The organism is Enterobacter wuhouensis, assembly GCF_004331265.1.
In the GTDB taxonomy this organism is placed as follows: Bacteria; Pseudomonadota; Gammaproteobacteria; order Enterobacterales; family Enterobacteriaceae; genus Enterobacter; species Enterobacter wuhouensis.
In genome coordinates, this window is record NZ_SJOO01000011.1 from 42999 (window position 1) to 62349 (window position 19351).

The window sequence follows — 19351 nt, forward strand, 5'->3', positions numbered from 1 at the left end:
TTTAGGGCCTAGGGGATCAGCAGGCTTGAGCCCTGCGTCGCCCGGCTCTCCAGCACCTCATGCGCGCGCTGCGCATCGGTCAGCGCATACTTCTGCGCATCCGCAACGTCCACTTTGATTACGCCGCTGGCGATCAGCGAGAACAGCTCGTTGCTGGCTTCTACCAGTTCTTCCCGGTTGGTGATGTAACCCTGCAGGGAAGGGCGCGTTACGTACAGCGAACCCTTCTGGTTCAGAATGCCCAGGTTCACGCCGGTGACCGCGCCCGAGGCGTTACCGAAGCTTACCATCAGCCCACGGCGCTGCAGACAGTCCAGCGACGCTTCCCAGGTATCTTTCCCCACCGAGTCATACACCACGCGCACTTTTTGACCGTGCGTGATCTCTTTTAGCCGCTCAACAATGCTCTCTTCACGGTAGTTGATCGCCTGCCATGCCCCCGCATCCAATGCGCGCTGCGCTTTCTGCGCGCTGCCCACGGTACCGATAAGCTTCGCGCCCAGCGCTTTCGCCCACTGACAGGCGATCAGCCCCACGCCGCCCGCAGCGGCATGAAACAGGAACTGCTCATCGGGTTTGATCTCATAGGTTTTGCGCAGCAGATAATAGACGGTCAGTCCTTTAAGGAACGAGGCGGCAGCCTGCTCAAAGGAGATGGCGTTAGGCAGCAGGGCGGCTTTATCCGCCGGAACGTTATGAACGGAGCTGTAGGCGCCCAGAGCTGATTGCGCATACACCACGCGATCGCCTTCTTTAAAGTGCTTAACGGCGCTGCCCACTTTACTTACCACCCCCGCAGCCTCGGTTCCCAGGCCGCTCGGCATAGACGGAGGCGGATAGAGGCCGCCGCGAATATAGGTATCAATGTAGTTAATGCCAATCGCTTTGTTTTCAACCTGAACTTCATTTTCACCAGGCGCGGCGGGGGTAAATTCCACCGCTTTGAGAACGTCTGGTCCACCGTGTTTCTGGAATTCAATGCGCGTTGCCATGCTCCCTCCGTAAGAAAAATATGGTAATCTTTCGACCCACTCTTTATCTCGGTAACTCCATTCACTATGGCAGGAAACAAACCCTTCAACAAACAGACTGAACCCCGCGAACGTGATTTCCAGGTCGCCGGGTTAAAAGTCCCGCCGCACTCGATTGAAGCGGAACAGTCGGTGTTGGGCGGTTTAATGCTGGATAACGAACGCTGGGACGACGTCGCCGAACGCGTCGTGGCGGAAGATTTCTATACCCGCCCGCACCGCCACATCTTTACCGAAATGGCGCGCCTGCAGGAGTCGGGCAGCCCGATCGACCTGATTACGCTCGCGGAATCGCTTGAGCGCCTGGGGCAGCTCGACAGCTGCGGCGGGTTTGCCTATCTGGCAGAGCTTTCAAAAAACACGCCAAGTGCGGCAAACATCAGCGCTTACGCCGATATCGTGCGTGAACGTGCCGTTGTGCGCGAGATGATCTCGGTAGCGAATGAGATCGCCGAAGCGGGCTTTGACCCGCAGGGTCGCTCCAGCGAAGATCTGCTCGACCTTGCCGAATCCCGCGTCTTTAAAATTGCCGAAAGCCGTGCAAATAAAGACGAAGGCCCAAAAAACATTGCCGATGTGCTCGACGCCACCGTCGCGCGTATCGAACAGCTGTTCCAGCAGCCGCATGACGGCGTCACCGGCGTAAACACCGGCTATGATGATTTGAATAAGAAAACCGCCGGCCTGCAGCCGTCGGATTTGATCATCGTCGCCGCGCGTCCGTCGATGGGTAAAACCACATTTGCGATGAACCTCGTCGAAAATGCGGCGATGCTGCAGGATAAGCCGGTGCTTATCTTCAGTCTGGAGATGCCCTCCGAGCAGATCATGATGCGTTCTCTGGCGTCGCTGTCGCGCGTGGATCAGACCCGCATTCGTACCGGCCAGCTTGATGATGAAGACTGGGCGCGTATCTCAGGCACCATGGGCATTCTGCTGGAAAAACGGAACATCTACATCGATGACTCCTCCGGCCTGACGCCGACGGAAGTGCGCTCCCGCGCGCGCCGTATCGCCCGCGAACACGGCGGCATCGGCCTTATTATGATCGACTACCTTCAGCTGATGCGCGTGCCGTCGCTCTCCGACAACCGTACGCTGGAAATTGCAGAGATTTCCCGCTCGCTCAAGGCGCTGGCCAAAGAGCTGCACGTGCCGGTGGTGGCGCTGTCGCAGCTTAACCGCTCCCTGGAACAACGTGCCGACAAGCGCCCGGTCAACTCCGACCTGCGTGAATCCGGCTCCATCGAGCAGGATGCCGACTTAATCATGTTTATCTACCGTGATGAGGTTTATCACGAGAACAGCGACCTGAAAGGGATCGCCGAAATCATTATCGGTAAGCAGCGTAACGGCCCTATCGGTACGGTGCGTCTGACCTTTAACGGACAGTGGTCGCGTTTCGACAACTATGCCGGTCCTCAATATGATGATGAGTAATTTCTAAGGAATTCAAATGCAAGCGGCAACTGTTGTTATTAACCGCCGCGCTCTGCGACACAACCTGCAACGTCTGCGTGAACTGGCGCCCGCCAGCAAGCTCGTTGCAGTCGTGAAAGCGAACGCTTACGGACACGGTCTTATTGAGACCGCGCGAACGCTCCCCGATGCCGACGCTTTTGGCGTCGCCCGTCTTGAAGAAGCTCTCCGCCTGCGCGCGGGCGGGATTACCCAACCGATTCTGCTCCTTGAAGGCTTTTTTGAAGCGTCGGACCTGCCGACCATTGCCGACCAGCATCTGCACACGGCGGTCCACAACGAAGAACAGCTTGCGGCACTCGAAGCCGCCGAGCTGAGCGAGCCGGTGACCGTGTGGATGAAGCTTGATACGGGCATGCACCGTCTGGGCGTGCGTCCGGAAAGTGCCGAGGCGTTTTACCAGCGCCTGTGCCAGTGCAAAAACGTGCGCCAGCCGGTCAATATCGTCAGCCACTTCGCCCGTGCCGATGAGCCGGAGTGTGGGGCGACCGAGCAGCAGCTCGATATCTTCAACACCTTTTGCGAAGGCAAGCCGGGCATGCGCTCACTCGCGGCATCCGGCGGCATTCTGCTGTGGCCGCAGTCTCACTTCGACTGGGCGCGCCCGGGCATAATCCTTTACGGCGTATCGCCGCTGGAGGGCAAGCCCTGGGGGCCGGATTTCGGTTTTCAGCCGGTGATGTCTCTCGTGTCCAACCTGATTGCGGTGCGTGAGCACAAAGCGGGTGAACCGGTAGGCTACGGCGGCACCTGGACCAGCGAGCGCGATACGCGTCTGGGCGTGGTGGCGATGGGCTATGGCGACGGCTATCCCCGCGCCGCGCCATCGGGTACGCCGGTGCTGGTAAACGGCCGTGAAGCGAAGATTGTTGGCCGCGTGGCAATGGACATGATTTGCGTCGACCTGGGGCCAGAGGCGCAGGACAAAGCGGGCGACGATGTGGTGATGTGGGGCGAAGGCCTGCCCGTTGAGCGCATTGCTGAAATCACAAAAGTAAGTGCTTACGAACTTATTACGCGGCTCACGTCGCGGGTTGCAATGAAGTACATCGACTAAGATGCCAATGGAGTGAGGTATTTCACCTCACTCCCACTTTATTAACATCCCCTCGACCTTCTTCCACTTCCGGTTTATTGTTGAATTCCCTGCCTCATCGAATTCCGGAGAATCATCGCGTGTTTCAGAAAGTTGACGCCTACGCCGGCGACCCTATTCTCTCCTTAATGGAGCGTTTCAAAGAAGATCCTCGCAGCGACAAAGTGAACCTCAGCATTGGCCTGTATTACAACGAGGATGGCATCATTCCTCAATTAAAAGCCGTGGCCGAAGCCGAAGCGCGCCTTAACGCGACCCCGCACGGCGCTTCTCTCTATCTGCCGATGGAAGGGTTAAATACCTATCGCAACACCATTGCGCCGCTGCTGTTTGGTGCCGATCACGCGGTGCTTGCGCAAAAGCGCGTGGCGACCATCCAGACGCTGGGCGGCTCGGGTGCGCTGAAGGTCGGCGCTGACTTCCTGAAAAAATACTTCCCGGATTCCGGCGTGTGGGTCAGCGACCCAACGTGGGAAAACCACGTTGCGATCTTCGAAGGTGCGGGCTTTAAGGTCGCAACCTATCCGTGGTTCGACAGCGAAACCAACGGCGTACGCGTCGATGCGCTGCTGGAAAAACTGAACACCCTGCCGGCGCGCAGCATCGTTCTGCTGCATCCGTGCTGCCATAACCCGACCGGCGCCGATCTCACCAATGCCGAGTGGGATGCATTGATTGAGGTGCTGAAGGCGCGTGACCTGATCCCGTTCCTCGACATTGCCTACCAGGGCTTTGGCGCAGGGATGGAAGAGGACGCCTACGCGATCCGCGCGATTGCCAGCGCCGGCTTGCCTGCACTGGTCAGCAACTCCTTCTCTAAAATTTTCTCCCTTTACGGCGAGCGCGTGGGCGGTCTGTCGGTGGTGTGTGACGATGCCGACGCGGCTGGCCGCGTGCTGGGCCAGCTGAAAGCGACGGTTCGCCGTATCTACTCCAGCCCGCCTGCATTCGGGGCTCAGGTGGTAGCGACCGTGCTCGGCGACGACCAGCTGAAAGCAACCTGGCTTGCGGAAGTGGAAGCAATGCGTAAGCGTATTCTGTCCATGCGTCAGGCGCTGGTTAACGTGCTGAAAGAGGCGGTGCCGGAGCATAATTTCGACTACCTGCTCAAGCAGCGCGGGATGTTCAGCTACACCGGACTGAGCGCGGCGCAGGTCGATCGTCTGCGCGACGAGTTTGGCGTCTACCTCATTGCCAGCGGCCGTATGTGCGTAGCCGGTCTGAACGCTAACAACGTCCAGCGCGTGGCACAGGCGTTTGCTGCTGTAATGTAAGTGCTCACTTACCCGCCCTCTCCCCGTGGGAGAGGGCGGGGGTGAGGGCATCAGGCCGCACAAAAACGTTGCCCGGCATTCTGTGATCTTCTTCTTTTTATTCAGATTCATAAGCAAAAACTCCTTCCCTTCACCTCCCGCTGGGGTTAAGGTCGGATAGTTTTTTGACCATTCACTCAAAATAAAACGATAACAAACTGAATATTCAGGGGAAAATATGCGCAAGATCACACTGGCGCTCAGCGCCGCCTGCTTATTGTTCTCGCTTAATAGTGCCGTCGTGGCGCGAGCTTCCGCACCTACGCCGCTTTACACCGGAACCACCGCCGCCATTCTTGCCGAGCAGGCACCTATTCACTGGGTTTCCGTGGCACAAATTGAAAACAGCCTGATGGGCCGCCCGCCGATGGCCGTAGGCTTCGACATTGATGATACCGTGCTGTTCTCAAGTCCTGGATTCTGGCGCGGCAAAAAAACGTACTCGCCGGACAGCGAAGCCTATCTGAAGAACCCGGAATTCTGGGAAAAGATGAACAACGGCTGGGACGAGTTCAGCATCCCGAAAGAGGTGGCCCGCGCGCTGATCTCCATGCACGTTAAGCGTGGCGACAGCATCTATTTCGTCACCGGCCGCAGCCAGACCAAAACCGAAACCGTTTCCAAAACGCTGCAGGATGATTTCCTCATTCCGGCGGTCAGCATGAACCCGGTCATTTTTGCGGGCGATAAAGAAGGGCAAAACACCAAAGTTCAGTGGCTGGAACAGAAAAATATCAAAGTGTTCTACGGCGACTCTGATAACGACATCACCGCCGCGCACGACGTGGGTGCCCGGGGTATCAGGGTGCTACGCGCCTCTAACTCGACCTACCGACCGCTGCCGATGGCCGGGAAGTTTGGTGAAGAGGTGATTGTGAATTCCGAATACTGAGATATGCTGGTTTTTTGAACAAATCAATCCTGCCGGGTTTACCTTTTGTCGTCTTGCTGCACACTTAAAAGAGGCAGGCACGCAGATCGCGTTCAACCTATTTACAGGGGAGCAAAGATGACAATTTCGGAGATACTTCAGTACTGCATGAGCAAGCCCGGCGCGGAGCAGAGCGTCCACACCGACTGGAAAGCCACGCAGATTAAGGTCGGTGACGTATTGTTTGCGATGGTGAAAGAGGTGGAAGGCCGCCCGGCGGCATCGCTGAAAACCAGCCCTGAGCTGGCCGATCTCTTACGTCAGCAGCATGATGACGTAAGGCCGAGCAAGCATCTCAATAAGGCGCACTGGAGTACCGTCTATCTGGACGGATCTATCCCTGGCTCGCAAATCTACTATCTGGTGGATGCGTCCTATCAGCAGGCGGTTGAGCTGCTGCCGGAAACCACCCGACAACAGCTCTCCGTGTAACGATTACAGCAGCGGCTTAAGGAAGCGCGCAGTGTGCGAGGCTTCGCACTCTGCAACGGTCTCTGGCGTGCCGGAGACGAGGATTTCACCGCCGCCGCTGCCGCCTTCCGGGCCTAGATCCACAATCCAGTCCGCGGTTTTAATCACATCCAGGTTGTGCTCAATCACCACAATCGTGTTGCCCTGATCGCGCAGCTGGTGCAGCACGTCGAGCAGCTGCTGGATATCGGCAAAGTGCAGGCCGGTGGTTGGCTCATCCAGAATGTAGAGCGTCTGACCGGTGCCGCGTTTGGACAGCTCGCGCGCCAGCTTCACGCGCTGGGCTTCACCGCCGGACAGCGTAGTGGCGGACTGCCCCAGACGAATGTAGGTCAGACCCACGTCCATCAGCGTCTGCAGCTTACGCGCCAGCGCAGGCACGGCGTCGAAGAACTCGCGCGCTTCTTCGATGGTCATATCCAGCACTTCGTGGATGGTCTTGCCCTTGTACTTGATCTCCAGCGTTTCGCGGTTATAGCGCTTGCCTTTACACTGGTCGCACGGCACGTAGATATCCGGCAGGAAGTGCATCTCAACCTTGATCACGCCGTCGCCCTGGCACGCTTCGCAGCGGCCGCCGCGCACGTTAAAGCTGAAACGTCCTGGCGTATACCCGCGTGAACGGGATTCCGGTACGCCCGCAAAAAGCTCACGTACGGGCGTAAAGACGCCGGTATAGGTTGCAGGGTTAGAACGCGGCGTACGGCCGATCGGGCTCTGGTCGATGTCGATAACCTTATCGAAATGCTCCAGCCCCTGAATGTCACGATACGGCGCTGGTTCGGCCAGCGTTGCGCCGTTCAGCGCCGTCTGCGCAATCGGGAACAGCGTATCGTTGATCAGCGTCGATTTACCGGAACCGGACACGCCGGTGATGCAGGTAAACAGGCCAACCGGCAGCGTCAGGGTGACGTCTTTCAGGTTGTTGCCGCGCGCGCCGGTCAGCTTCAGCACTTTTTCCGGATCTGCCGCCACGCGCTGTTTTGGCACTTCAATCTTGCGCTTGCCGCTCATGTACTGACCGGTCAGCGACTCGGGCACCGCCATGATGTCCTTCAGCGTCCCTTCCGCCACCACCTGACCGCCGTGCACGCCAGCGCCTGGACCAATGTCGATCACGTGGTCAGCCGCGCGGATCGCATCTTCGTCGTGCTCGACCACGATCACCGTGTTGCCGAGGTTACGCAGGTGCACAAGCGTGCCGAGCAGACGCTCGTTGTCGCGCTGGTGCAGGCCGATGGACGGCTCGTCCAGCACGTACATCACGCCGACTAAGCCCGCGCCAATCTGGCTCGCCAGACGGATACGCTGGGCTTCACCGCCGGAGAGCGTTTCTGCCGAGCGGGAAAGCGTCAGGTAGTTCAGGCCAACGTTTACCAGGAACTTCAGGCGATCGCCGATCTCTTTCAGCACTTTTTCGGCGATTTTTGCGCGCTGGCCGGAGAGCTTCAGGTTGTTGAAGAAGTCCATCGCGTGGCCGATGCTCATGTCTGAGATGGTCGGCAGCGCCGTGTTTTCCACAAACACGTGGCGCGCTTCGCGACGCAGGCGCGTGCCTTCACAGGTGGCGCAGGAGCGGTTGCTGATGAACTTCGCCAGCTCCTCGCGCACCGCGCTGGATTCGGTCTCTTTGTAGCGGCGCTCCATGTTGTGCAGCACCCCTTCGAACGGGTGGCGACGCACGGAGGTATCGCCGCGATCGTTCATGTACTTGAACTCGATGTTCTCTTTGCCGGAACCGAACAGGATCACTTTGTGCACGTTCGCGCTCAGGCTGGCCCACGGGGCTTCAACGTCGAACTTGTAGTGCTCCGCCAGCGATTTCAGCATCTGGAAGTAGTAGAAGTTACGCTTGTCCCAGCCGCGAATGGCACCGCCCGCGAGGGACAGCTCCGGATTCTGGATCACGCGGTCCGGGTCGAAATATTGTTGAACGCCCAGGCCGTCACACGTCGGGCAGGCACCCGCCGGGTTGTTGAACGAGAACAGACGCGGCTCCAGCTCGCGCATGCTGTAGCCACAAATCGGGCAGGCGAAGTTGGCGGAGAAGAGCAGCTCTTCCGCCTTCGGGTCGTCCATGTCGGAGACGACGGCCGTGCCGCCAGAGAGTTCCAGCGCCGTTTCAAAAGATTCTGCCAGGCGCGTCGCCAGGTCTTCACGTACCTTGAAGCGGTCAATCACCACCTCGATGGTGTGCTTCTTCTGCAGCTCCAGCTTTGGTGGGTCCGACAGGTCACACACTTCGCCGTCAATACGGGCGCGGATATAGCCCTGGCTTGCCAGGTTCTCCAGCGTTTTGGTGTGCTCGCCCTTACGCTCTTTAATGATCGGCGCCAGCAGCATCAGGCGTTTGCCTTCCGGCTGCGACAGCACGTTGTCCACCATCTGGCTCACGGTCTGGGCCGCGAGCGGGACGTCGTGGTCCGGGCAGCGCGGCTCGCCTACGCGCGCATACAGCAGACGCAGGTAGTCGTGAATTTCGGTAATCGTCCCGACCGTTGAGCGCGGGTTATGCGAGGTGGACTTCTGCTCAATAGAGATAGCAGGCGATAACCCTTCAATGTGGTCAACATCCGGTTTTTCCATCAGCGACAGGAACTGACGCGCGTACGCAGAGAGTGATTCAACGTAACGACGCTGTCCTTCGGCATACAAAGTGTCGAAAGCCAGTGAGGATTTGCCAGACCCCGAAAGCCCGGTCACGACGATGAGCTTGTCGCGAGGGATTATGAGGTTGATATTCTTGAGATTGTGGGTGCGGGCGCCCCGAACTTCGATCTTATCCATTCACCTTTCCCGGTTGGAACACGGATTGCCTGATTTGTTTGAAGGACAAACGGCTGTCAGAAACGGCTAATTATGACACAAAATGACCTGTTTGAATATACAGTATTGGAATGCAATTTCCGATTAGCTGTGTAACAATGTCGAGTTCGCGAGAGATTTCTGAACCGACTACGCAACTATGCAAATTGCCGCGTGGAAATGGTACACTCGCGCGTTTACACTATTAAGAAACGTATTCAGGAGACACGAACATGGCCAGCAGAGGCGTAAACAAGGTGATTCTCGTCGGTAATCTGGGCCAGGACCCGGAAGTACGCTACATGCCGAGTGGTGGCGCAGTTGCCAACATTACGCTGGCTACTTCCGAATCCTGGCGTGATAAAGCGACCGGTGAGATGAAAGAGCAGACCGAATGGCACCGCGTTGTGCTGTTTGGCAAACTGGCAGAAGTGGCCGGTGAGTATCTGCGTAAAGGTTCTCAGGTTTATATTGAAGGCCAGCTGCGTACCCGCAAATGGACCGATCAGTCCGGCGCTGAGAAATACACCACGGAAGTGGTGGTCAACGTTGGCGGCACCATGCAGATGCTGGGTGGCCGTCAGGGCGGTGGCGCACCGGCAGGTGGCGGCCAGAGCCAGCAGCAGGGCGGTTGGGGTCAGCCTCAGCAGCCGCAGGGCGGCAACCAGTTCAGCGGCGGCGCGCAGTCTCGCCCGCAGCAGCAGTCTGCACCGGCCCCGTCCAACGAACCGCCAATGGACTTCGACGACGATATCCCGTTCTAAGACCTGTTCCGGTAAGCATAAAAAAGCCCCTTTCGGGGCTTTTTGTTTTTCAGCGGCTATAGCGCTGAAGGAATCCGGCGAACTCGCTGAAGCAGAGCGGCTTTGAGAAAAAATATCCCTGCAAGCAGTCAATGTGGTTCGTTCTGAGATACTCGACCTGATAGTCATACTCAACCCCTTCCGCCGTGGTGAGTATGTTCATCCGTCTGGCCATATCAATTACGCAGTCAATCAGCGGCGTTGCCGCCTCCCTTGAGATCTGGCGAATAAACATGCGGTCGATCTTAATGCTGTCAGGGTTCAGATTGGCAATAAAGGCCAGGTTAGAAAAACCGGTCCCAAAATCATCCAGCGCAATCTTGATGCCGCTACGTTTAATGTGCGCAATTTTTTCTACGATATCGTCGTTAATATCGATGTTCTCGCGCTCGGTGATCTCAAAGACCAGGGTAATGCCCAGGGCTTCAAATACCGGTGCCCAGTAATCTATGAACAGATGAAAGCTGCTGTCCACCACGTGCGCATGGCTGATGTTGAGATTGAGCTTAAAACCTGGCGGGAATGCCGCAATACCCTGCTGGAGATCGTCAACAACCTGTTCCAGAAGGCTTTCGGTCAGGTTAATAATCAGCCCGGTGCTCTCGGCGACAGGAATAAAAACGTCGGGCGGAATAAAGCCCAGCTCATCGTGATGCCAGCGCGCCAGCACTTCAGCACCCGAGACGGCATTGCTTTGTGCGCAGATGAGCGGCTGATAGTGAGGATGGATCTGATGCTGACGTATAGCCCGCGCCAGCTGTGAGTAAAGCGAATGCCGCCGGGCAGCCATAAACCATGTGACTAGCGCTGCGACCAGCGGAACCAGCAAAATAAAGCCTACGCTCAACAGGGAAGATAATGCAGAGAGCGCGCTGGCGCTCATGCTTTGGATCTTCCATGCCATAACGCTGGTCATCACCAGGGCGAGCATAAAGACAAAAACTGCCGCGCGTACCCGGTTTTTCTTCTTGCGCAGAAGGTGCTTACGATACATATCCGATAAGCCTTATGCGCGCTCTGGCTGCATGTATTGCTGATGGAACGCTTCCTTACTGACGGGGCGTGAAAACAGGAATCCCTGGCCATACTGAACGCCATGGCGCAGCATCGTCGACACGTGGGTGTAGTTTTCGATGCCTTCTATAATGACGTCGACATCCCACTGCTGCAGGTGTTCAAGCATTGCGTAGGTATGTTCAAGCTTATCGGAGGACAGACAGCTTCGATCCAGCTTCACGTAATCAGGCATATAAAGCGTCAGCCTCGACTGCAGTTTTTCCAGACAGTCGATGCTGTCCCAGGCCACATTAATTCCCGCCTCACTCAAGAAGCCGAGGTTTTGGCTCACCGTATCGTTGGGCTGGCCGCTATCCGTTATCTCAAAGACAATATGGCGCGGCGAGAGTTTATATTCAGACAGTAACGCTAACGTGCGGGCCGAGAAGTGAACATCCTGCAGCTGAACCCAGGAAATATTGAGTGTAAAGAGCTGCTTATCGCGTACTTCTGGCGTCTGGCTGGCAATATAGTGAAAAGCCCGGGCCATGATGTAATCGCCCATTGAAACAATGCCGCCGTTTTTTTCCAGCTCGCCGATAAATAAGTGAGGCGGAACGACATGACGACGATGAGTTCCACGAACCAGCACTTCGCCGCCAATGCAGACGAATCGCGAGAGATCGAAAATAGGTTGAATGACAAAATCGATGCCCGCATCGAGTTTATTTTTTTCGACACACTGCATCACAAAATGTGTACTTTTTTCCATGCCAGCCTCGGAGCCACAACAATACTACGTAAAACGACACAAACACCGCCGAACTTAAGCCAGCGGTGAATGTCATTTCGTCGAAATTAGCTGGCGATGATTTTATTCTTGCCTGTTTTTTTCGCCTGATACAGGAGCTTATCAGCACGCGCAATGACTTCTGGAAGAGAAGCGCCCCCCATTCGTACAAGTCCTGCGCTGAAAGACACTTTTAAATTATTTTCTCTGAAATTGCGGGTGTTAATCGTCATTCGCCACTTTTCGAGATAGCTTTGCGCTTTTTCTTGTGAAAGGCCGTTAAACAGCACGGCAATTTCTTCCCCGCCGTAACGATAGAGCGTGATATTTTCCAGACCCCGCAGGCGCAAACCAACTTCAGCGATAGTTTTAAGCACGACGTCCCCCACGGTATGGCCCCAGGTATCGTTAATCGTTTTGAAATTATCGATATCAATCATGGCAATGTGGGTCTGGAGTTCACTGTTGTAGCGTAAGGCATCGGCATCAAACGCGCGACGATTCTTCAGCCCGGTTAAGCCATCCGTTAATGCCTCGTGGGCAATTTTTTCGTGTCGCTGCTGCGATCGGTGTATTTCATTGAAAATAAGTTCTTCAACGGCGGCAGGCTTGATTGCGCCTCCGCTAATGCTGGTGGCGATGCGCATAAAAATCGTGTTCATTGCCGCGCGGGTTGCCCACCAGCAGAAAAACAGCACGACCAGCGTAAACAGCATTCCCCACAAAATATTGATGCATTGCGCCCAGATCAGGTTGTTAAGTTCATTTTCATCTACCTCATGTACCACCAGCCAGGACTGGGAGGCGATCGCGCGATAGGCGTAGTAGTTTGAATCCAGCGAAAAATCACCGCGATACTCGCGCGCAAGGCGAGCAATCGCCTTTAGCTTATCAGGCGCTATCGGGTAGCCAGGGTTAAGGATCAGCTCTCCATCGCGCGTCATGACAAAGGTTCTGCTTTTCATTGGCGGCAGCGCGTTGTTCAGAATATCGATGCTTTTATCGACGTCCAGATTCAACGCCAGCACGCCGTTGTTTGAACCATCCGAGCCGTTAATGATGGGCAGAGAGATAGTGATGACTCGCTCTTTGGTGGCAAAGGGATCCCTGCTAATGCTGAAATGCGCTTCGTCGGAATCCTCAATTGAGATCGTGAACCAGGGCTCTTTGCGGGGATCCCAGCTGGCGGTGCCACCGGCATTCGGTATGCGAATGAAGTGCCCTTTGCTGTCGGCATGAACGATTGAGATCCCATCCGGCATGATGCGCAGGCGCTCGATCAGCCAGTTTTTCAATGAAGGGCTGTTGTCGGGGGTGACGTCAAACTTATGCTGGTCGGCAGCGATACGCGCCATCTCCCTCACGCTGCCTTCATACCCGTCCAGGTATTTGTCCAAAGATGACGCTACGTTATTGATATACAGGCGGTTCTGTCGTTTATAAATGTCCTGTGTTGCAGTCCATTGTGAATGGGCAATCAGAAGCCCGACAAAAATAAACGTCACGGCCAGAACAGCGAAGCAAATGTTAAGCGGCCTTCTGAAGTTTAAACTTTCGATCACTGACGACTCCGGAACTCTCTGGTGAAACCAACTGCGAGGGATTAAATGTTGGTTTATATGCGCTGCATATTGATGAACTGTTAAAAATGAAAATGATTTGCAGTTTTTAATATGAAAATTACGTTATCAAATAAAGGATGTAGCCTGTTAAATAATAGTCTATCGCTACCCTTTTTGATTGTCAAAGTCGATCGAATAATACTTATCGATCGATGAAATCAATCTGCCATTCATGGGGGAGACATTAACTGCATAATTATCAGTTGATTATAAATCCGTGCGCGAGAGCAAGCGTGCAGGGGGGCGGGATAAATAAAAGAGCGGGAAATGTAATTTCCTTGCTAAAAGGGAAGAAACATTTCCCATATATAAAATGTGGTCAATTATTCATTTTTTAAATCGTATTCTATGAGGGTCCAGTTAACCGGATAGCCATTTTGCCAGGGCAATTGTTCACCTTTTTTAACATTGACGACATTCTTTACCGCTGGGTTAGCAATTTGCCAATAGCCGCTTTGCGGGCAAATATTCCCGCTGGTGCGCCTGATACCTAATGGGCTACGGGCGGGTTCGGTTAGCGAAGCGTAAGCAGAAGCCGTCGCAACGGTGAGGTTGCTACTATCAATTTTCATTTTCATGCATCCTTATCAATACATTCCTTTATTGATCGCGACAAATTAAGAACATTACTTAACATTTTATTTATTCCGATCATTTATAGAGCAGGCGTTTAGGGTTTATATTGCAATAATGAATGCCATTGGCCACAATAGCCGCCCCCTGGATGAAAGTTGAACAAAATGACGCGTCGCATTTTTAGCAGCCTGTTTTTCCTCCTCTTATTTATCAGTGGAAGTACGCTTGCGGTGAATTGCCAGCGAGCGGTCACGCCTCTGGAAAATACCATCTGCAATAACGACAACCTGCACTGGCTGGACAGCACCCTGTCGGTTGTTTATCACCAGGCGCTTCAGCATGAAGGCGTGGAAGACAGCAATAAAAAATACGACGAATGGGAAAAGCTGCTGGAGAAATGCACCTCTGATGCCTGTATTGAACGCGCTTACTACGCGGGCATTAGCGCGTTGTCAGATACCAACCGCGATTTCAAGTGGGAGGGCAAATGGTGGAACATGCTGGCACCGAACATGAGCGGCGGCGTGATTCAGTTCAGCCGTAACGCCCAGTGGAGCGCCACGCTGGACATCCGCGCGTGGGCGGGCCTGAATAAGGACGAATTTACCGCTGAAGCGCGCAGGCTGTACGGTATGCTCGTCGTGGAAAAGGTGGCAGAAACCAGTAACTGTAAGCTGCTGCTGATCCCGAAAAAAGACGGTTCGCTGCAGGTTTACAGTAATTCCGACTGGGGCTGTCGGTTATCCATGCCGACGGGGGCCTTCCTGGACGGCGCGTATAAACTCTCCGATGTTGACCCGCGACCAAAACCCACGCTGCTGTCGCTCGGGATTTTTGCCGATAGCGCGATGGATCAGAAATTCCGCGAACTGGTGAAGGACGATTACCAGAACTTCGTCGACAGCGCGAACGTCTACATCTATCAAAATGATATCGATAACATCGGTGCCCGCGTGCTCTCAATGTGGGTACAAGGGGCGGCCAACAGCAGGACGGCGATTATCATGTACACGCCGAAGGGCGAAATCTGGGCGGGAAGGATCTCCCCTGCGAAAGGCGGTGGGCTGGAGCTGCATTACTACAGCACCGACGGCAGCGACCAGCGCAAAATGCCGCGAACGCTGGCCGCCTGGAAATTACGTTTTTTAGATAACTGATGGCGCTGGCATTACGCCAGCGTTCCCACGATGGTTAAATCACTGTCATCCGGCACTTCGTTATATGACAACACGTGAAGGTTGCTGGCAAACAGGCGGCCATAGCGTGAAATGAGCGGCCTCAGCTGCGGCGTGACCAGCAGCAGCGGCGGCATGCCTTTCGCTTTCATTTGTTCCTGAATGACCGGCATCGTATTTTGCAGCTGCGTCAGAATGTTCGGGTCGACGGCAAAACTGTCCAGCGCCACTTTCCCCGCCTGCTGGGACTGGTTCAGCGCGCCGAGCAAAATATTCTCCAGCGCATTATCAATGGTATAGGCGGCCAGCTTTTGCCGGTCGCCGTTAATCGAATGGATGATGGCCCGACGCAGCGCGTAACGCACGTCCGAGGTGAGCAGAATCGGATCTTTGGTGACCGCGGAACTTTCAAGGAGCGTCGAGGCGATGGTCACAATATCCTTGAGCGACACCTGCTCCAGCAGCAGCTGGCGATAAATGCGCAGCAGCAGGCTGAAGCTAAGCGCGTTGGTCAGATCCTCCGCCAGCTTGGGCGCCTGCGATGCCAGTCGCGCATGCAGGTGCGTGATGTCGTCGTAGTTAAACAGGTCGGGCAGATTTTCGCGGGCAACCTTGTTCACGTGCGTGGCGACCACGCTCGCGCAGTCCACCACCTGATAACCCAGGTTTAGCGCTTTGGCTTTTTGCTCCGGGTCGATCCAGACGATCGCCATGCCGTAGGCGGGATCGGTATCCAGCACGCCGTCAATTTCACCGTAGAGTTCAGCCCCGGGGATCGCCATCAGCTTCTCGGCGTACACTTCGCCGAGCGAGGTGCGTATGCCGTTGATGTAGATGGCGTACTGGGCGGGTTTGAGGCGGAAGTTTTCGCGTATCCTGATTTCAGGCAGCAGCACGCCGCACTGTTCCGAAACCACCTGGCGCACCCCGCGAATGCGTTGTGAAAGCGGGCTGCCCTTGGCTGAATCAATCAGCGTCACCAGCTTGTACCCCAGATTCAGCCCAATCGGCTCCACCAGGGGAATGCTGTCCCAGTTAATCGTCGGAGTAGCATCCGTGGACAGCGCCTCGTTGATGGCATCGTAATCCGTCTCCTCTTCGGCAGGCTTAACCGCCTTGCTCTGACGCCAGGCCGCAAACAGCAGCAGCGCGGTGAAGCACAGGAAGGCAATGTGCGGCATACCGGGCACGATCGCCAGAATAAACATGACGAATGCGGCGGTGTACAGCACCTGCGGCTTGGCCAGCAGCTGCGTTTTAATCTCGTCGCTAACGTCATCACCGTCGCTGACGCGGGTGACGATAATCGCCGCTGCGGTTGCCAGCAGCAGGGAAGGGATCTGGGCGGCCAGGCCATCACCGATGGTGAGCAGCACGTACTGCTGGAAGGCGTGGCTGGCATCGAGATCGTATTTAAAGATACCGATACAGATACCGCCGATCACGTTGATGATCAGCACCATGATCCCGGCGATGGCATCCCCGCGAACAAACTTGGAGGCCCCGTCCATTGCGCCGTAAAAATCTGCCTCTTTGGACACCTCTTTACGGCGGTCACGCGCCTGATTCTGGTTGATCAGCCCGGCGTTGAGATCCGCGTCGATCGCCATCTGTTTGCCCGGCAGGGCATCCAGCGTAAAGCGGGCGGACACCTCGGAGATACGCTCTGCACCCTTGGTCACCACCACAAAGTTGATGATCATCAGGATGATAAAGACCACGAAGCCGACGACGAAATCGCCGCCGATCACCACCTGGCCGAACGCCTCAATGACCTTACCCGCCGCCCCTTCGCCTTCATGCCCGTGCAGCAACACCACGCGGGTGGAGGCTACGTTCAGGGTCAGGCGCATTAGCGTGGTGATCAGAAGCAGCGTCGGGAAGACGGCAAAGTCCAGCGGACGCTGCATGTTCACCGCAACCAGCAGCACCACGACCGCCAACACGATGTTGAAGGTAAACAGGATATCAAGCATCAGCGGCGACAGTGGCAGCATCACCATTGCCAGCACGCTGAGAAGCAATATCGGAACGCCTATGTGTCCTTTACGGAGTATGGCAAGCGTTTGATGTAACTTACTGTTCGCCATCGGCTTTTAAGACCTCTTTTGGAATGGTTATTTGCCTGTTCAGGCGGGGTTTTTGTTCAAGCTGGCCGGTGCGCCAGGATTTAATCTGCATGACGTAGGTCAGCACGTGCGCAATGGCGCGAAACAGCTGGGCCGGTATTTGCTGGTTGACGCGCGTCGTGTGATACACCGCGCGGGCGAGCGGCGGAAACTCCACGATTTCAATCTGATGCTGGCGGGCCACGTCGCGAATGTGCAGGGCGATGTCGTCCATCCCTTTGGCGACGATGTACGGCGCTTCGGCTTTATTCGGATCGTATTTCAGCGCCACCGCGTAGTGCGTCGGGTTAGTGATAATCACATCGGCATCGGGCACGGTACGGCTAATCTGACCCATTGCCATCTGGCGCTGGAGCTGGCGAATGCGACCCTTAATCTGCGGATTACCGTCGTTATTCTTGTACTCTTCCTTCACCTCCTGCTTGGTCATGCGCATTTTTTTGGTGAACATGAACCTGGCCAGCGGCACGTCAAGCAGGGCAAAAATGACAATCACGGAAATAAAGTAGACCAGCACATGGTGAAGAATGCCGAAGCCCTGATGGATCGCCTGATTCAAATTCAGCCGCTGCAGATGCAGCAGCGGGTTTAGCGAGCTGTGTACCATGGTGTACAGCACCGCAAGAATAATGCTGCACTTGAGCATCATCTTGCCGACATCGACGAAGTGGCTGCTGGCAAACAGGCGTTTTACGCCGCTAATCGGGCTTAGTTTTTTTAAGTCCGGCTTGAGCTTTGAGAGGGTAAAAACCCAGCCGCCGGGGATCAGGCTTGCCACGATGCAGGCCACAGGGATTGGTACCAGCGTGGCGATAAAGCGCACAATGACCCAGACGTTGAGCATCAAAAACTGGCTTAACACCCCTTCGTCGTCCACCCGCCCGGCCATCATGCCCACCGCGGTAAACGATTCCCCCACCAGCTGTTGGTAGTAGGGGAAAAATGTCCCCATGGTGATAAACGAGGTAAGCAGGCCAACGGCCATGGTGAGGTCTTTGGAACGCGGAAGATCGCCCTTGTCGCGCGCTTTACGCAGCTTTTGCGCTGTGGGTTTTTCGCTTTTATCTCCACCGGAAGCCATCAGTGGCTCCTTACGGCTTCGAGCCTGGCCAGAATGTCATTGGTCAGGTTGAGATAGTGGTCGGGAATGTTGGTCATCATCATCGAAATACAGAGCAGGCCAAACAGCATGCTGATAGGGAAGCCGAGTGAAAACAGGTTCAGCGTCGGGGAGACGCGGTTCAGTAGCCCAAAGCCGCCCTGCACAATCAGCATGACAAACGTTGTAGGGAGGGCGATAAGCGTCGCCGAGGACATAATCCAGCCCAGGCTCTGTACAATCAGCAGCAGGGTGGGTTTGTTAATCGCCTGTCCGATGGGCCACCAGACGAACCCCTTGTAGAGGATGGTGACCACCAGCAGGTGCCCGTCCATCACGAAAAAGAGCAGGCCGCAAAAGGTGTAAATCATCTGCGAAATCACGGTTGTCGAGCTGCCGTTTACCGGGTCATTCATCATCGCCATGCCCAGGCCCATATTCATCGACAGAATGTGTCCCGCGGTTTGCAGCGCAACAAACACCAGCTGCATCGCCATGCCAAACAGCATCCCCCACAGCAGCTGTTCGCCGGTGAGCAGGATAGTTCGCATAGACATCAGTTCGGTCAGCAGGACTTTCTCCGGCAGCATCGGCGTGATGATGACCGCCAGCGCCAGGGCCAGCACCGTTTTAATCCGTCGGCTAAAGGCGCGGTTATCCAGCACGGGGCAGAAGTGCAGGAACGCCAGAATGCGAAAGAACGGGAAGACTAACGCCAGCAGCGGGTTAATCAGCGCATGAATATCGATACCCATAGCCTGCTAACCCACCAGCGCCGCCGCCTGCTGGAAAATAGTGACGGTGAAATCCACCAGCTGGGTAAGCATCCATTTACCGCCAATAATTAACACGGCCAGCGTCACCAGGAGGCGGGGCAGGAAGCTCAGCGTTTGTTCATTAATTTGCGTAGTGGCCTGGAAAATACTGACGCACAGCCCAACGATCAGGCTGGGTATAATCGCGACGGCAGAGATGACGAGCACCAGCTTAATACCGGTCGCCATAATATCCCCGGCGATGTCCATGGTGACCATT

Annotated in this window: 17 protein-coding genes; 7 read left to right on the forward strand and 10 right to left on the reverse strand. The window is 55.5% G+C overall.

Annotation, left to right across the window (positions count from 1 at the left end; genetic code table 11):
* Window positions 1-8: 8 nt before the first annotated feature.
* The gene (locus E0L20_RS19540; RefSeq protein ID WP_131635390.1) at window positions 9-992 is read right to left on the reverse strand and encodes a quinone oxidoreductase; all 984 of its coding nucleotides are present in this window, start codon (window positions 990-992) and stop codon (window positions 9-11) included.
* 66 nt (window positions 993-1058) lie between these two features.
* Between E0L20_RS19540 and dnaB the strand changes: the two genes are divergently transcribed.
* The 5 genes from dnaB (at window position 1059) to E0L20_RS19565 (ending at window position 6282) form a co-directional block, all read left to right on the forward strand.
* Entirely contained in the window at window positions 1059-2471 is a 1413-nt protein-coding gene (gene dnaB, locus E0L20_RS19545; RefSeq protein WP_042718383.1) for a replicative DNA helicase, read from the forward strand.
* 16 nt (window positions 2472-2487) lie between these two features.
* A complete protein-coding gene (gene alr, locus E0L20_RS19550) occupies window positions 2488-3567 on the forward strand; it encodes an alanine racemase (protein WP_131635391.1) in 1080 nt (359 codons plus the stop codon).
* A 119-nt stretch (window positions 3568-3686) separates the two neighbouring features.
* The gene (gene tyrB, locus E0L20_RS19555; RefSeq protein ID WP_131635392.1) at window positions 3687-4880 is read left to right on the forward strand and encodes an aromatic amino acid transaminase; all 1194 of its coding nucleotides are present in this window, start codon (window positions 3687-3689) and stop codon (window positions 4878-4880) included.
* Between the two features lie 217 nt (window positions 4881-5097).
* On the forward strand, window positions 5098-5811 hold the full coding sequence (aphA, locus tag E0L20_RS19560; protein ID WP_131635393.1) for an acid phosphatase AphA: 714 nt from the start codon (window positions 5098-5100) through the stop codon (window positions 5809-5811).
* Window positions 5812-5928: 117 nt separating this feature from the next.
* Window positions 5929-6282: an MmcQ/YjbR family DNA-binding protein gene (locus tag E0L20_RS19565; RefSeq protein WP_131635394.1), complete on the forward strand. Its 354-nt coding sequence runs from the start codon at window positions 5929-5931 to the stop codon at window positions 6280-6282.
* 3 nt (window positions 6283-6285) lie between these two features.
* Here E0L20_RS19565 and uvrA read toward each other — a convergent pair whose 3' ends face one another.
* Window positions 6286-9108: an excinuclease ABC subunit UvrA gene (uvrA, locus tag E0L20_RS19570; RefSeq protein WP_131635395.1), complete on the reverse strand. Its 2823-nt coding sequence runs from the start codon at window positions 9106-9108 to the stop codon at window positions 6286-6288.
* Between the two features lie 251 nt (window positions 9109-9359).
* Between uvrA and ssb1 the strand changes: the two genes are divergently transcribed.
* Window positions 9360-9890, forward strand: a complete 531-nt coding sequence (gene ssb1 / locus E0L20_RS19580) for a single-stranded DNA-binding protein SSB1 (RefSeq protein WP_023310055.1) — start codon at window positions 9360-9362, stop codon at window positions 9888-9890.
* A 49-nt stretch (window positions 9891-9939) separates the two neighbouring features.
* On the opposite strand, the gene E0L20_RS19585 is transcribed toward ssb1, so the two are convergent.
* The 4 genes from E0L20_RS19585 to E0L20_RS19600 form a co-directional block, all read right to left on the reverse strand.
* Window positions 9940-10923, reverse strand: a complete 984-nt coding sequence (locus tag E0L20_RS19585) for an EAL domain-containing protein (RefSeq protein WP_131635396.1) — start codon at window positions 10921-10923, stop codon at window positions 9940-9942.
* Between the two features lie 12 nt (window positions 10924-10935).
* The gene (locus tag E0L20_RS19590) at window positions 10936-11697 is read right to left on the reverse strand and encodes an EAL domain-containing protein (RefSeq protein ID WP_131635397.1); all 762 of its coding nucleotides are present in this window, start codon (window positions 11695-11697) and stop codon (window positions 10936-10938) included.
* An 86-nt stretch (window positions 11698-11783) separates the two neighbouring features.
* A complete protein-coding gene (locus E0L20_RS19595; protein WP_131635398.1) occupies window positions 11784-13277 on the reverse strand; it encodes a sensor domain-containing diguanylate cyclase in 1494 nt (497 codons plus the stop codon).
* A 383-nt stretch (window positions 13278-13660) separates the two neighbouring features.
* Entirely contained in the window at window positions 13661-13909 is a 249-nt protein-coding gene (locus E0L20_RS19600; protein ID WP_131635399.1) for a hypothetical protein, read from the reverse strand.
* A gap of 159 nt (window positions 13910-14068) precedes the next feature.
* On the opposite strand from E0L20_RS19600, the gene E0L20_RS19605 reads away from it, so the two are divergent.
* Complete coding sequence (locus E0L20_RS19605) at window positions 14069-15070, forward strand: lysozyme inhibitor LprI family protein (RefSeq protein ID WP_370967284.1); 1002 nt, start codon at window positions 14069-14071, stop codon at window positions 15068-15070.
* Window positions 15071-15081: 11 nt separating this feature from the next.
* Here E0L20_RS19605 and E0L20_RS19610 read toward each other — a convergent pair whose 3' ends face one another.
* From E0L20_RS19610 to fliQ, 4 genes are read right to left on the reverse strand one after another with little or no spacing between them, the layout of a single operon-like run.
* Window positions 15082-17178 carry a flagellar biosynthesis protein FlhA gene (locus E0L20_RS19610; protein WP_131635401.1) on the reverse strand — a complete coding sequence of 699 codons (2097 nt, stop codon included), beginning with the start codon at window positions 17176-17178 and terminating at the stop codon, window positions 15082-15084.
* Window positions 17165-18301, reverse strand: a complete 1137-nt coding sequence (gene flhB, locus E0L20_RS19615; RefSeq protein WP_165500732.1) for a flagellar biosynthesis protein FlhB — start codon at window positions 18299-18301, stop codon at window positions 17165-17167. The genes E0L20_RS19610 and flhB overlap by 14 nt, the downstream gene beginning before the upstream one ends.
* Window positions 18298-19071 (reverse strand): flagellar biosynthetic protein FliR, encoded by a 774-nt coding sequence (gene fliR, locus E0L20_RS19620; protein ID WP_131635403.1) that lies wholly within the window; start codon window positions 19069-19071, stop codon window positions 18298-18300. The genes flhB and fliR overlap by 4 nt, the downstream gene beginning before the upstream one ends.
* Window positions 19072-19077: 6 nt before the next feature.
* Entirely contained in the window at window positions 19078-19350 is a 273-nt protein-coding gene (gene fliQ, locus E0L20_RS19625; RefSeq protein WP_131635404.1) for a flagellar biosynthesis protein FliQ, read from the reverse strand.
* Window position 19351: the final 1 nt, after the last annotated feature.